The 14,055-nt window shown below is 64.3% G+C and carries 11 protein-coding genes; 7 read left to right on the forward strand and 4 right to left on the reverse strand.

The window, feature by feature from the left end; all coding sequences use genetic code 11:
* Window positions 1-16: 16 nt before the first annotated feature.
* Window positions 17-877: a pseudouridine synthase gene (locus M3O59_RS05010; protein WP_116905556.1), complete on the forward strand. Its 861-nt coding sequence runs from the start codon at window positions 17-19 to the stop codon at window positions 875-877.
* Here the strand turns inward: M3O59_RS05010 and M3O59_RS05015 are convergent.
* Complete coding sequence (locus M3O59_RS05015; protein ID WP_064634219.1) at window positions 831-1,220, reverse strand: HNH endonuclease; 390 nt, start codon at window positions 1,218-1,220, stop codon at window positions 831-833. The genes M3O59_RS05010 and M3O59_RS05015 overlap by 47 nt on opposite strands.
* A 2-nt stretch (window positions 1,221-1,222) precedes the next feature.
* Window positions 1,223-2,431, reverse strand: a complete 1,209-nt coding sequence (gene kbl, locus M3O59_RS05020) for a glycine C-acetyltransferase (RefSeq protein ID WP_116905557.1) — start codon at window positions 2,429-2,431, stop codon at window positions 1,223-1,225.
* 91 nt (window positions 2,432-2,522) lie between these two features.
* Here kbl and M3O59_RS05025 point away from each other — a divergent pair, with 91 nt between their 5' ends.
* The 5 genes from M3O59_RS05025 (at window position 2,523) to M3O59_RS05045 (ending at window position 7,475) form a co-directional block, all read left to right on the forward strand.
* On the forward strand, window positions 2,523-3,620 hold the full coding sequence (locus M3O59_RS05025) for a sulfate ABC transporter substrate-binding protein (protein ID WP_147308474.1): 1,098 nt from the start codon (window positions 2,523-2,525) through the stop codon (window positions 3,618-3,620).
* Between the two features lie 2 nt (window positions 3,621-3,622).
* Entirely contained in the window at window positions 3,623-4,480 is an 858-nt protein-coding gene (gene cysT / locus M3O59_RS05030) for a sulfate ABC transporter permease subunit CysT (protein ID WP_064634222.1), read from the forward strand.
* On the forward strand, window positions 4,477-5,430 hold the full coding sequence (gene cysW, locus M3O59_RS05035) for a sulfate ABC transporter permease subunit CysW (protein ID WP_064634223.1): 954 nt from the start codon (window positions 4,477-4,479) through the stop codon (window positions 5,428-5,430). Before cysT ends, cysW begins: the two co-directional genes overlap by 4 nt.
* A 7-nt stretch (window positions 5,431-5,437) precedes the next feature.
* Window positions 5,438-6,469, forward strand: a complete 1,032-nt coding sequence (locus M3O59_RS05040) for a sulfate/molybdate ABC transporter ATP-binding protein (protein WP_116905564.1) — start codon at window positions 5,438-5,440, stop codon at window positions 6,467-6,469.
* Window positions 6,470-6,758: 289 nt separating this feature from the next.
* The gene (locus tag M3O59_RS05045) at window positions 6,759-7,475 is read left to right on the forward strand and encodes a TorF family putative porin (RefSeq protein WP_116905558.1); all 717 of its coding nucleotides are present in this window, start codon (window positions 6,759-6,761) and stop codon (window positions 7,473-7,475) included.
* 512 nt (window positions 7,476-7,987) lie between these two features.
* On the opposite strand, the gene tdh is transcribed toward M3O59_RS05045, so the two are convergent.
* Together tdh and M3O59_RS05055 are read right to left on the reverse strand one after the other, a co-directional pair.
* Window positions 7,988-9,022, reverse strand: a complete 1,035-nt coding sequence (tdh, locus tag M3O59_RS05050; RefSeq protein ID WP_179455019.1) for an L-threonine 3-dehydrogenase — start codon at window positions 9,020-9,022, stop codon at window positions 7,988-7,990.
* 398 nt (window positions 9,023-9,420) lie between these two features.
* Window positions 9,421-11,835 carry a TonB-dependent receptor gene (locus M3O59_RS05055; protein ID WP_116905560.1) on the reverse strand — a complete coding sequence of 805 codons (2,415 nt, stop codon included), beginning with the start codon at window positions 11,833-11,835 and terminating at the stop codon, window positions 9,421-9,423.
* A 103-nt stretch (window positions 11,836-11,938) separates the two neighbouring features.
* Here M3O59_RS05055 and M3O59_RS05060 point away from each other — a divergent pair, with 103 nt between their 5' ends.
* Window positions 11,939-14,032 (forward strand): phosphocholine-specific phospholipase C, encoded by a 2,094-nt coding sequence (locus M3O59_RS05060; RefSeq protein ID WP_249046808.1) that lies wholly within the window; start codon window positions 11,939-11,941, stop codon window positions 14,030-14,032.
* The last annotated feature ends 23 nt before the right edge of the window (window positions 14,033-14,055 follow it).

Here is a 14,055-nt window from a genome sequence, read left to right on the forward strand (position 1 = left end):
GCGCGGTCGGGACGGCATGACCCGGCGGCCTCCGCCGGCAACGTCCCGGCAGCGCAAGCGTGGTCCTGCAGCGCAGGCGCGGGTGTTGCGTGCGTCGGCTGCAGGGCCCGGCACCGACGCGCCACGCCATGGGCTGGCGCGGGTGTTGTCCAAGCTGGGCGTGTGTTCGCGCACCGAAGCGGCACGCTGGATCGCCGATGGGCGGGTCACTGTGGATGCGCGGGTGATCCGCGACCCGGAATTTCCGATCCGCGCCGACCAGCAGGCCGGCATTGCCGTCGATGGCCAGCCGTTGGCCGGGCCTGCGCGGGTCTATCTGATGCTCAACAAACCGCGTGGCGTGGTCACCACGGCGCGCGATGAGCAGGGCAGGGACACGGTGTATCACTGTTTCGATGGCGCCGGGTTGCCGTGGATTGCGCCTGTCGGGCGCCTGGACAAGGCCAGCGAAGGCCTGTTGCTGTTCAGCAACGACCCGCAGTGGGCGGCGACGGTGATCGATCCGGCTACGGGTCCGGACAAGACCTATCACGTGCAGATCGACTGCCGCCCGAGTGCGGAGCAACTCGCGCAGCTTCAAGCCGGTGTGGTCGATCAGGATCCTGCTGGCGATGGTGTGCTGTTGCGCGCAAAGCGGGTCAGCGTGCTGCGCGAAGGCGAGCGCAATGCCTGGCTGGAAATCGTGCTGGACGAAGGCCGCAATCGACAGATCCGCCGTTTGTTGGCAGCGCTGGAGATCGGTGTGCTGCGGTTGCTGCGGGTGGCGATCGGGCCGCTGGCACTGGGTGAGTTGGGCAAGGGGGCGTGGCGGATGCTCAGTGCCGAGGAAGTCAGGGCGCTGGCACCGGCGCCCGCCAGCGCGCCAACCGGGCGCTGAGCAAGGCGCTCACCACTTCAACGGCGCGTGCGTCGCCAGCGCCGTTGGCATCGTGACGACGGCCTTTGGCGTGATTGCAGCCGGCACAGGCCAGCGCGAGGTTGCGCGCATCGTTGGCATCGTCGCCCACCAATGCGCACAGCGCCGCCGCCGCACGCCGGCCGAACCAGGCCTGCGGCACCACATGTTCCAGCGTGGTGTGTCCGAGCGGTTCGCCATCGGCGCGGATCTGCAGGTGGCGACGGCAGTGCAGGCAGCGGGTGTCCCAATGGCCGTCCAGCAGCAGCGCCTGCGCATCGGTCTGCGCCGCCAGCAGCAGCCGTTGGCGCAGCGCCGTGCGCATGCTCAGGCCTCGATGACCTTGAGTTCGCGCCCGATCTTGATGAAGGCCTCAATCGCTTGATCCAGATGCGCGCGCGTATGCGCAGCGCTGATCTGGGTGCGGATGCGCGCCTGCCCCTTGGGCACCACCGGGAAGAAGAAGCCGATGGCGTAGATGCCTTCTTCCAGCAGGCGCTCGGCGAACCGCTGCGCCAGCGGTGCGTCGTACAGCATCACCGGGCTGATCGGATGCACGCCGGGTTTGAGGTCGAAACCGGCCGTGGTCATGCGCTCGCGAAAGTACGTGGTGTTTTCGACCAACTGGGTGCGCAGATCGCCGGCGGCGTCGAGCATCTCGAACGCCTTGATGCCGGCCGCCACCACGTGCGGCGGCAACGAGTTGGAGAACAGGTAAGGACGCGAGCGCTGGCGCAGCAGCTCGATCACTTCGCGCTTGGCGGTGGTGAAGCCGCCCAGTGCGCCGCCCATGGCCTTGCCCAGCGTGCCGGTGAAGATGTCGATCTGGTCCAGCACGCCCTTGACCTCGGCCGAGCCACGGCCGGTAGCGCCGAGGAAGCCGGTGGCATGGCATTCGTCGATGTGCACCAGCGCGTTGTATTTGCGTGCGAGCGCGGTGATTTCGTCCAGCGGGGCGATGAAGCCGTCCATCGAGAACACGCCGTCGCTGGTGATCAGCTTGGTCTTGCAACCTGCTGCGTCGGCCGCCTGCAGTTGCGCTTCCAGGTCGGCCATGTCGCAGTTGGCGTAACGGAAACGCTTGGCCTTGCACAGGCGCACGCCATCGATGATGGAAGCATGGTTGAGCGCATCCGAGATAATCGCATCGTGCTCGCCGAGCAGTGGCTCGAACAGACCGCCGTTGGCATCGAAGCAGGCCGCGTAAAGGATGGTGTCTTCGGTGCCGAAGAACTCGGCGATGGTGCGTTCGAGCTGCTTATGCAGGTCCTGGGTGCCGCAGATGAAGCGCACCGAGGCCATGCCGAAGCCATGCGTGTCCAGGGCGTCCTTGGCGGCCTGGATGATGTCCGGGTGGTCGGCCAGGCCCAGGTAGTTGTTGGCGCAGAAATTCAGCACGCGGCGGCCATCGGCCAGGGTGATCTGGGCCGACTGCGGGCCGGTAATGATGCGCTCGGACTTGAACAGGCCCTGGGACTGGATCGCCTCCAGTTCGGCGGCGTAGTGGGCGGTCAGCGCGGCGGGAGCGGTGGTCATGGCGGTCGCAGTGGCAGGAATGAAGCGCAATGTTAACGATCACGGTGGCATACCACTACGTCATGCAAAATCGGCATAAGCGGCTGCGCTGATGTCATTTCACCGCCTGCGTGCCGCTGCGCAGCATGGCATGCTTGCTATTCAGCTGCGCTCAATCGGCCAGGAGATCGTCGTGACCTACCCACGTTTCCGTTTTGCTTCCCTTCTTTGCACCTTGCTGGTCCTGGCCGGCCCGGCAGGCGCGCGCGAGATCGGCTTGCTCAACGTGAGCTACGACCCCACCCGCGAGTTCTACCGCGACTACAACACCGCCTTTGCTGCGCAGTGGAAGCGGCAGCATCCGCAGGACACGGTGACCGTGGAAACCTCGCATGGCGGCTCGGGCAAGCAGGCGCGCGCGGTCATCGACGGCATCGAGGCCGATGTGGTGACGCTGGCGCTGGCCTACGACGTGGATGCCATCGCGCAGAGGGCCAGGCTGATCGACACCGATTGGGAGAAGCGCCTGCCCGACAACAGTGCGCCGTACACCTCGACCGTCGTGTTCCTGGTGCGCAAGGGCAACCCTAAGAACATCCACGACTGGCCTGACCTGCTGCGCTCGGGCGTGGCGGTGGTGACGCCCAACCCCAAGACCTCCGGCGGCGCGCGCTGGAACTATCTGGCCGCCTGGGCGTATGCCGACCATATCTTCAAGGGCGACCGCGAACGCATCCTGCGCTACATGCAGGCGTTGTTCCGCAACGTGCCGGTGCTGGATACCGGCGCACGCGGCGCCACGACCACCTTCGTGCAGCGCGGTATCGGCGATGTGCTGCTGGCCTGGGAAAACGAGGTGCTGCTGGCGCGCGAAGAGTTGGGCAAGGACAAGTTCGAGATCGTGGTGCCGAAGTTGTCGATCCTGGCCGAGCCTTCCGTGGCGCTGGTCGACAAGAACGTCGACAAGCACGGCACGCGCGAGGTGGCCCAAGCCTACCTGCGCTATCTGTATGCGCCGGAAGGGCAGAAGCTGGCCGCCAAGCATTTCTATCGCCCGCGGCATCGCGAATTTGCCGATCCGGCGGATGTGGCCCGCTTCCCGGACATCAAGCTGGTGACCATCCAGCAGGCATTCGGCTCCTGGGATAAGGCGCAGCAGGAGCACTTCGCCGATGGCGGCGTGTTCGACCAGATCCAGGCCAAGAAGTAAGCATGCAGACGTCGGTTGCACGTCCAGCGTCGCCATCGCGCCGACGCGTGATGCCGGGGCTGGGCCTGAGTCTTGGTATCACGCTGACCTGGCTGGGCCTGATCGTGCTGATCCCGCTGCTGGGGATCTTCATCAAGACCAGCGGCCTGGGCTGGGACGGCCTATGGAAAGTGTGGAGCGAGCCGCGCGTGTTGTCGGCGCTGCGGGTGAGCTTTGGCACGGCGTTCGCGGCGGGTGCATTCAATGCGGTGATGGGCACCTGGGTGGCTTGGGTGTTCGTGCGTTACAACTTCCCGGGCAAGCGCTTGTTCGACGCGGTGATCGATCTGCCGTTCGCGTTGCCGACGGCCGTGGCTGGCATTGCGTTGACCGCGCTCTACGGCGGCAACGGCTGGGTCGGGCGCTGGCTGGAAGCGATCGGCATCAAGGTGGCCTACACGCAGCTGGGTATCGTGCTGGCGCTGGTGTTTGTCGGCCTGCCGTTCGTAGTGCGGGTGGTGCAGCCGGTGCTGGCCGAGAGCGAGCGTGAGATGGAAGCCGCTGCCGCCACGCTGGGCGCCTCGCGCTGGCAGACAGTGTGGCGGGTGGTGCTGCCGGGATTGTGGCCGGCGGTGTTGACCGGTTTTGCATTGGCCTTCGCGCGCGGGGTGGGCGAGTACGGCTCGGTGATCTTCATCGCCGGCAACCTGCCCAATTCCACTGAAATCGCTCCGCTGTTGATCACCATCCGGCTGGAGGAATTCGACTACGCTGGCGCCACTGCGATTGCCGCGGCCATGTTGCTGCTGTCGTTCGTGATCCTGCTGCTGGTCAATACGCTGCAGGCACGCCTGCTGCGCTATCAAAGGAGGCCCGCATGAGCGATGCTGTTTCATCGCTGCCTTCCATGGTGCAGACCCGCGCAATGAGCGAGCAGGCACGCCGCATCACCGATTCGGCCACCAACGAGCCGCGTTGGGTGCAATGGCTGATGATTCTGGGCGCGCTGGTTTTCTTGCTGGCGTTCCTGCTGCTGCCGCTGGTGCTGGTGTTTGCCGAAGCGCTGCGCGGCGGCTGGGAGACGTTCCTGCGTGCAGTGGTCGACCCGGATGCGCTGTCGGCGATCAAGCTGACGCTGCTGGTGACGGCGATCGTGCTGCCGTTGAATCTGGTGTTCGGCGTGGCTGCGGCATGGGCCATCAGCAAGCATCAGTTCTGGGGCAAACGCCTGCTGGTCAGCCTGATCGATCTGCCATTCTCGGTCTCGCCGGTGGTGGCGGGCTTGATCTTCGTGCTGATCTTCGGCCGCAGCGGCTGGGCCTGGCCGTTGATCGACGAAGGCTGGCATGTGCAGTTGCCGGCGCTGGGCGAATTTGTGGTCCAGCTGCCGCCAATCGTGTTCGCGTTGCCGGGCATCGTGCTGGCGACCACGTTCGTCACGTTTCCCTTCATCGCGCGCGAGTTGATGCCGCTGATGGAGCAGCAGGGCAGCGATGAAGAACTGGCCGCGCTGAGCCTGGGTGCGAACGGCTGGCAGATGTTCTGGCGCGTGACCTTGCCCAATATCCGCTGGGGTCTGTTGTACGGCGTGCTGCTTTGCGCGGCGCGTGCGATGGGCGAGTTCGGCGCGGTCTCGGTGGTATCCGGGCATATCCGCGGGCGCACCAATACGCTGCCGCTGCATGTGGAAATTCTTTACAACGAATACGCCTACAGCGCTGCATTTGCGTGCGCCTCGCTGCTGGCATTGACCGCGCTGCTGACGCTTGCGCTGAAGACGTATCTGGAATGGCGGCACGGCGATTCGCTGGCCGCAAACCACCGCCATTGAGGTGACCATGGGCATCCGCATCCACCGCCTGCGCAAGCAGTTCGAGACCTTCACCGCCCTGGACGGCATCACCCTGGACGTGCGCCAGGGCGAGTTGCTAGCCTTGCTCGGTCCTTCCGGCTCGGGCAAGACCACACTGCTGCGGATCATGGCCGGGCTGGAGCATGCCGATGGCGGGCAGGTGCTGTTCGGCGATGAAGATGCCACCCGCATGAGCGTGCAATCGCGCCGGGTCGGCTTCGTATTTCAGCACTACGCGCTGTTCAAGCATATGGACGTGTTCGAGAACATCGCCTTCGGTTTGCGCGTGCGGCGTGGCAACGAGCGTTGGGCCGAAGCGCGCATCCGTGCACGGGTGGAAGAACTGTTGGCACTGGTGCAGTTGCAGGGCCTGGAGCAGCGCTATCCCACCCAGCTCTCCGGCGGGCAGCGCCAGCGTGTGGCACTGGCGCGTGCGTTGGCGATCGAGCCGCGCGTGCTGCTGCTGGACGAACCATTTGGCGCGCTGGATGCGCAGGTACGTCGCGACCTGCGCCGCTGGCTGCGCGAGTTGCACGAACGCACCGGCCTGACCACGGTGTTCGTCACCCATGACCAGGAAGAAGCGCTGGAACTGGCCGACCGCGTCGCCATCCTCAACCGCGGCCGCATCGAGCAGCTCGACACGCCAGCAATCATCTACGACAAGCCGGCCTCGCCATTCGTGTATTCGTTCGTGGGTGCGGTCAACCGCATTCCCGGCGTGTTGGCGCAGGGCCAGATCCAGGTGGCCGGGCATGCGCTGCCGCTGGCCAATGCTGCGTTGGCTGCGGGGCCGGTCGAGGTGTATGTGCGGCCTGAAGATCTGGTGCCCGACGAGACCGGCTGGCCGGCGACGGTGGCATGGTCGCAGCGCAGTGGCGCGCGCCTGCGTTTGCGCGTCACGCTGGAGCCGGCCGGTAATGAAGTGGAAGTGGAACTGCCGGCCTCGGCCGGTAATTTTCAGCCGGGCCAGCAGCTGCGGCTGGCAGCGCGACAATACGGGGTATTTCCCGCGTAGGTGAGCGCTGGCATCGCTGGCGGGCATGGGCCAGCTGGAAGGGAGACTACACAGCGCGCCTTCGTCTTGGCTGTGACCAATCCCCAATGCCCAATCTTGAATCCTGAACATCAAGATTCGGTGCAAGCGGTCGATGAGACGGACACCTGATCGGCGCATCGGCACCCGAGTGTGTGCGCTGGATCAAGCGGGCGCGACGTTTATGTTGCGCTGCAATGAAAGTTGAACTAATAAGTCATTGCAGATTCGCTTCGCGCCATCCACCCGCCCATCGCACCAGGAGATGCCCATGAAGTCGTTCCCGCCCGCTTGTTGTCTGTCGTTGCTGCTGATGTGTGTAACGCCATTGGCCCAGGCACAGGATGAAGACGCTCCCGCGTCCCCGCTCAGCGGCACCTTTGCGGTGACCAGCGACTACTTGTTTCGCGGTATTTCGCAGACCAACGAAGAGCCTGCATTTCAGGCCGGGCTCACATACAAACTGCCGTATGGCTTCTACGTCGGCACCTGGGGTTCCAATGTCGACTTCGGTGCGGGCGATCCGGACTGGGAAGTGGATGGTTTTGTCGGCTACAACACCGACCTGAGCACCCATTTCAATCTCGACGTGGTGGTGAACCGCTATCAATATCTGGGCGCGGGCGCTTCCAATTACGCCGAGCTGATCACCAAGACCACGTTCCTGAAGACCTACAGCCTGACCCTTGCCTACACCAACGATTTGTACGGCACCGACACCGACGGTTACTACTACGCACTGGACGCCAACTGGGCGTTGCCGTACGACTTCACATTCGGCGCGCATGCAGGGCACAGCGTCTACACCTCGTCGCTGAGTCAGGTGGACCACGACTACAACGATTTCGGCGTCAACGTGGGCAAGACGTTCGGCCCGCTGGGTCTGAGCGTGGGCTATTACGACACCAGCGAAGCAGCCGAATTCGGTTTTGGTCGGCAGAATTCGCAGAACCATCTTGTGGCAACTGCGACGGTTACCTGGCCATGATGGCGATGGATTAAACAGCGGCTCTGACGAGTTGGCTGTGGAGTGGTGAGGCGGAAAGAAGTGCTACGTGGATTCTTCGCCGCCTATTTAAACGACCCTTTAGCTTTAAATCTTGGTTGTTTTGTTTTGGCGTGATTGCATCGTGCGCATCGATCACCTGTAGAGCGGTTGATCTGTGTCTTGGCTGCAGGGCCTTGCCTGCCCACCATCGCAGGACACGCTGCAAGTACGTCCATGTAAGCCCCGTGGCGGCATCCATGCGCCAAGGGTCCCGCGAGGGTGGGCGGGCAAGGACCAGTGGAGATGCCGGTATGCGTAGGTTTCAACAGAGCGACTAGCAAGGTCACGCGCACCCAACCGACTGAGCTTTGTCTGCATCCTTGCCGACGTCGCGTGTCTTGAAGCGATTCGTCTGCACCCAAGGGTCACTCGCTGCGTTTTTAAGCACTTTTGAAGACCGAAATACAGAAGGCGCCTCGCGGCGCCTTTTGCGTAACTGCACAATCAGCCGATCAATTCCAGCTCAACACAACCTTGCCGGCCTTGCCTTCTTCCATCAGGTCGAAGCCCTTCTGGAAATCGTCGATCGGCAACTGATGGGTCAGCACCTTGTGCAGCGGGAAACCCGACAGCACCAGCTGCGTCATCTTGTACCAGGTCTCGTACATCTTGCGGCCGTAGATGCCCTGCACGGTGAGGCCCTTGAAGATGATCTTGTCCCAGTCGCAACCGGCGCCGCGCGGCATGATGCCGAGCATGGCGATCTTGCCGCCGTGGTACATGCAATCGAGCATGTCGTTGAACGCGCGCGGGTTGCCGCTCATTTCCAGGCCCACATCGAAGCCTTCCATGTGCAGGTCGGCCATGACGTCCTTGAGCGAGGTCTTGGAGACGTTGACCACGCGCGTGGCGCCCATGTCGGCGGCCAGCTTGAGCCGAAAATCGTTGACGTCGGTGACCACCACATTGCGCGCACCGATGTGCTTGCAGATGCCCGCGGCAATGATGCCGATCGGGCCGGCGCCGGTGATCAGCACGTCTTCGCCGATGACGTCGAATTCCAGCGCGCAGTGCGCGGCGTTGCCGTAGGGGTCGAAGAAGGCGGCCAGCTCGGACGGAATCTGGTCCGGGATCGGCCACAGGTTGGACGCCGGCATCACCATGTATTCGGCGAAGGCGCCGTTGACGTTGACGCCGATGCCGACCGTATTCGGACAAAGATGCGGACGGCCGCCGCGGCAGTTGCGGCAGTGACCGCAGACGATGTGGCCTTCGGCCGAGACGCGCTGGCCGACCTGATAGCCAGTGACTGCCGAACCGAGCTCGGCCACGCGGCCGACGAACTCATGGCCGATGGTCAGGCCGGGGGTGATGGTGCGCTGGCTCCATTCGTCCCACAGGTAGATATGCAGATCGGTACCGCAGATGGCGGTCTTTTCCAGCTTGATCAACACCTCGTTGGGGCCGGGTGTCGGGACGGGGACCTGTTCCAGCCAGATGCCTTTGTTCGCTTCGCGCTTGACCAGCGCCTTCATCGTCTGCGCCATCTGGCGGGGCCTGCTGAGTAAAAGTAAGTTGGCAATTATAAGCGCCGCGGCAGTGAAGCCATGCGGCGGTGCGGGAAGTAAGTGGTGGTGCTAGCCAAGGTTCCACAGGGGAAGGTGTGACTGCGTACTTCTCCCGTCGGGACATTGTCCTCCTTCATGGGGAGAAGGTGGCGCGTAGCGCCGGGTGAGGGTGCGAGCGAAGCCTCGTGCAGTTGGAACGACACCAGGGCTTCGCCCGTACCCTCACTCAACCCCGCTCCGCGCCCCAGCCCGCGCTGGCAGCGCGGGCGCTCCAAGGCATGCGCGCTATTGGCGCGCATGCGGTACTTCTCGCCTCCGGCGGGAGAGGGACTTTTTTTCCTGCTGGAGAAGTGCCACCGGCGCGCTGCTGACCCGTTTTAGAACTTCACATCCAGGCTCATGAAGTACTGCCGCGGCGCGCCGACCACCATGGTCTGGTTGTAGCCGTTCGGATCGGAGGCGACGTAGCCGTTGGTGCCGGTGCTGGCGAAGTAGCGCTTGTCGGTGAGGTTGGTGATGTTGAGGGCGAGCGCGACATTCTCGACCGGGCCCACGCGGCCGAAGTCGTAGCGTGCGCCTGCATTGAACAACCAGTACGACGGCACCTGCGAATCGTTGAGGAAGGTGATGTAGCGCTTGTCGACGTACTTGCCGTCCAGATCCAGGCGCAGGTTGCCAAGCTGGTAGCTGGCACTGGAAGAGAACATCAACGCGGGGATGCCGACCACGTCCTTGCCGGCCGTGGCCACCACGCCGTTGTTGAGGTAATCGTCCTGATAGCGGGAGCGGTTCCATGACAGCGAGTTCAACCAGCTCAGGCCTTCGACCGGGCGCCACATCAGCGCCAGATCCGCACCGGCGCTGTGCACCGCGCCGACGTTGCTCAGGATCTGGGCGCAGGTCTGCACCGCGGTGCACGGCGAGGTGGTCAGCAGGCGGTTGGAGAACTTGGTGAAGTAGGCGTCGGCCGAGAGCTGAAACTGCTCGTCCTGCAGGCGGTAACCCATTTGCACGGTTTGCGACTGCTCCGGCTCCAGCGTGGAGCGGCTGCGGTCGAAGGCGGCCTGCGAGGTGGCGAACGGGGTGAAACCGAAGGCGGCGATGTTCTTGCTGTAGGACGCGTAGATGTCCTGGCGCTCGTCGAGTTTGTAGTTCACGCCCACCTGCGGCAGGAAGTTGTCTTCGGCACGGATGCGGCCCTGCGCCAGTGCGGTGGTCGGCACCAGCGATTGCGCACGCGTGGTGGTGTCCAGCGCCTTTGCGCCGTAGTTCAGCGTCAGCCGGTCATCGAGCAGGCGCACGGTGTCCTGCAGGTACAGCATGCGGGTCTGGGTGGTGTAGCGCTGCTGGAAATCGCGGCGGAACGGGGTCTGTGCTTCGTAGATGTTGTACAGCGAGGTATAGCCCTCGTTGCCAAGCGCGAAGTAATTGCGGCCCTGCGTGGTGCGCGCGTTTTCCGCCCATGCACCGACTTCCAGATCGTGATTGCCCCACGACCACTTCAAGGCGCTGGTGCCGCCGAAACGGTCCAGACCATAGTCGGTGGTGCGCAGCGACACCGGAATCTGCGCCGAGGTGACCACGTACGGCGTCACCCACTGCCCTTCGCCGCGATTGGCGTGGTAGTAGCCGGTGGCATCGAGCGTGGCGCCACCGAACACGAAGGTGCCGGACAGGCCGGCGAGATTGTCGCGACGCAGGCCACCGCCGGCGTAGTAGCTGGCATCGAGCCAGCTGTAATCGCTGGGCAGCCCGGCCAACGATTGCGGGTAACCGTTGGCCACGCCGCTGGTGGCGCCGGTGTTTTGATATGCACGCGCCATCTGCACGGCGGTGGACCAGTCCGGCTGCAGATAATCGTAGTCCCAGCCCAGCGCACGCTGGCTGGTCAACGACAGATCCATGTAGTCGTATTCCTTGCGCCGCGAGGTGTCCAGAAACAGGCTCAGCCGGTTGCCGTCGCCCCATTGGTACACGGTCTTGAGGTTGGCCTGTTCGGAAGTCTGGTCGCCGAAGCCCTTCCATTTGTCGGTGCTGGCATTGGCGTAGGACAGGTACGCCGACAAGCCGTTGCGGTCGCCGGTGTCGGCACGCACGAAGGTACGGCGCGTCGCATCGCTGCCCACCGTCTGCACCAGCCGCGCGCCCGGCGTGGTCTGCGGATCGGCCGAATAGAACTGCAGGGTGCCGCCGAGATTGGTGTTGGACGCAGTACCGAGCGCGCCGGCGCCTTGCGCGATTTCCACCGAACCAAGGTTTTCCGAAATGATGGCGCGGGTGATGTGCAGGCCGTTGGTGACGCCGTAACTCATGTTGCCCAGAGGGATGCCGTCGAGCGTGTAGCCCAGACGGCTCTGATCGAAGCCGTGCAGGGTGACCTGCGTGGACCATTCGTAGGTGCCGAACGGATCGGCGGACTGGAACTGCACGCCGGGCAGTTTTTCGACGGCCTTGAAGGCGCTGCTGCCCGGTGTGAGTTGTTCGATGTCCTGGCGGCTGATGCGCTGCACCTGCCGCGTGCTGCCCTGCGAGACCACGTTGATGGCATCCAGCTGCGTTGCATTGCCTGCAGCATCGGCCGGCGTTGCCGGTGCGTCGGCCACGCTGGCGGTCACCGGGTCGGCGGCCTGCGCCATGATGGGAAGCAGCGCGGCCAAGGCGAGCGCCAGCGGAGTGACATCAAAACGACGAGCGGAAGTCATGGGGGAATCCTGTTCGAGCGCGGCGGAGGGCGGACGCGCGGTGCAACACCGGCGTTTCGCGACGCAGGGTGTCAACGGCTCATGAAACATTGATGACGGTGGCTGTCGCAAAACTGTCGTGCTTGCCCGCTATACACGTGCTCTGCAGCCGCATCGCGCGCTGCATTGCATAGGCTTCGCCAGGATTTTGGTCATGACGTCATCTGCTTCGCGCCGCGATTTCCTCAAGCGGGTTGCTGCACTCACTGCGGCGGGCGCGCTGCCTTCGTCGATCAGGCGCGCGCTGGCGCTGCCGGCCAATTCGCGCACCGGCACATTGCGCGACATCGAGCATGTGGTGATCCTGATGCAGGAAAATCGCTCGTTCGATCATTACTTCGGCGCACTGCGTGGCGTGCGCGGATTCGGCGACCCGCATGCGTTGCAACTGCGCGACGGCAACCCGGTCTGGAGCCAGCCTGCGGCCGATGGACGGCGCCTGTTGCCGTTCGCCTTCGATTCGCAAACCACCTGCGCGCCGCTGATCAAGAGCCTGGATCACTCCTGGAAAGCCGGCCACCGGCAGGACCCGGCACGCTGGGCCGAATACGACGCCTGGGTGCCGTACAAGGGCGAGCTGACGATGGGGTATTTCCAGCGTCAGGACATCCCGTACTACCACGCGCTCGCCGACGCTTTCACCATTTGCGATGGCTATTTCTGCTCGATGCATGGGCCGACCAATCCCAACCGCATGTACCTGTTCACCGGCACTAGCGGCCTGAGCGTGGGTGACCTGCGCGCACAGGTGGCCGACAACGCCGACGATGGCAACTGGACCGCCGACATGGCGCGCGACAAGCCCGGTTACGCGGCGATGGGCTGGACCACGTATGCGCAGCGGCTACAGGCCGCCGGCATCGATTGGCGCGTGTACCAGGAATACGACAACTTCGGCTGCAACTCGCTGGCATATTTTGCGCACTACCGGGGGCTCGACCGCGCCGACGAGCGCTATCGGCGCGCACGTGCCTGCGTGCCCGGGTCCACCGCAGAAAATGCAGCACACACCCAGGCCGATCACCTGATTGCGGCCATTGCAGCCGATGTGCAGGCCAAGCGCCTGCCGCAGGTGTCGTGGATCATTCCGCCCACCGCGTATTGCGAACATCCCGAAGCGCCGCCGGCCTATGGCGAATCGCTGGTGGCGCGTTTGATCGACGCGCTGACCTCCAGTCCGGAGGTGTGGGCCAAGACTGCATTGATCATCAATTACGACGAGAACGACGGCTTCTTCGATCATGTGCCCGCACCGCTGCCGGCGCTGGACGCACGCATGGGGCGCAGCAATGTCGATGTGCGCGGTGAGTCGTACAACGGTGTGCCGGTCGGCCTTGGAATCCGCGTGCCGATGTTGGTGATCTCTCCGTGGACGCGGGGCGGCTGGGTCAATTCGCAGGTGTTCGACCATACCTCGGTGCTGCGCCTGCTGGAGCGTCGCTTCGGTGTGGCCGAGCCGAATATCAGCCCATGGCGACGTGCGGTCAGCGGCGATCTCACCAGCGTGTTCGACTTCCGCAAGCCGGACGACTCGGCGTTGAGCGCGTTGCCATCGGTCGACGACTACCGCGCACGCACGGCCGCCGTACGCGATAAACCGCTGCCGGTTGCACCCACCGCCGCAACGATGCCGAAACAGGAACCGGGGCAACGTCCCGCGCGCGCATTGCCATATGCGTTGCAAGTGCATGCACGGGTGCGCGACAACACCGGTGTGCAGCTGCAGTTCGTCAACAGCGGTGCGGCTGCAGCGGCGTTCAACGTCTACAGCAGCGCTGCCAGTGGCGGCCCGTGGTATTACACGGTGCTGCCCGGCACGCAGTTGGACGATGTGCCGGTTGGGGCAATGCACAACGGCAAGTACAACGTGCGCGTGCACGGACCAAATGGCTTCCTGCGCGAATTCGCAGGCGAGGTTTCATCGACCTCCGCTCCATCGGCAGCGCCCTGGGTAGACGCGCGGCAGGATGGCGACGTCTTGGTGCTGGACATCGGCAATGCCGGGCAGCACGCCTGTACGGTGCAGCTGCGTGCGCTGGGCTATGCAGACCCAACCGCACGTTCGTTGCAGCTGGCCGCAGGTCAGCGCGAAACCATTCGCCTGGCGCTCGCTGCGAGCGATCACTGGTACGACCTTGTCGTGGAGCAACCGGGCAGCGCCTTCCGCCGCCGGCTGGCCGGGCATCTGGAAACCGGCAGGCCCGGCCGCAGCGACCCCGCATTCGGCCGCGTTCAAGCTGGCGCTTAGCTGCCGCTGCGACACAGGCCGCC

It is taken from the genome of Xanthomonas nasturtii (assembly GCF_023337365.3).
In the GTDB taxonomy this organism is placed as follows: Bacteria; Pseudomonadota; Gammaproteobacteria; order Xanthomonadales; family Xanthomonadaceae; genus Xanthomonas; species Xanthomonas nasturtii.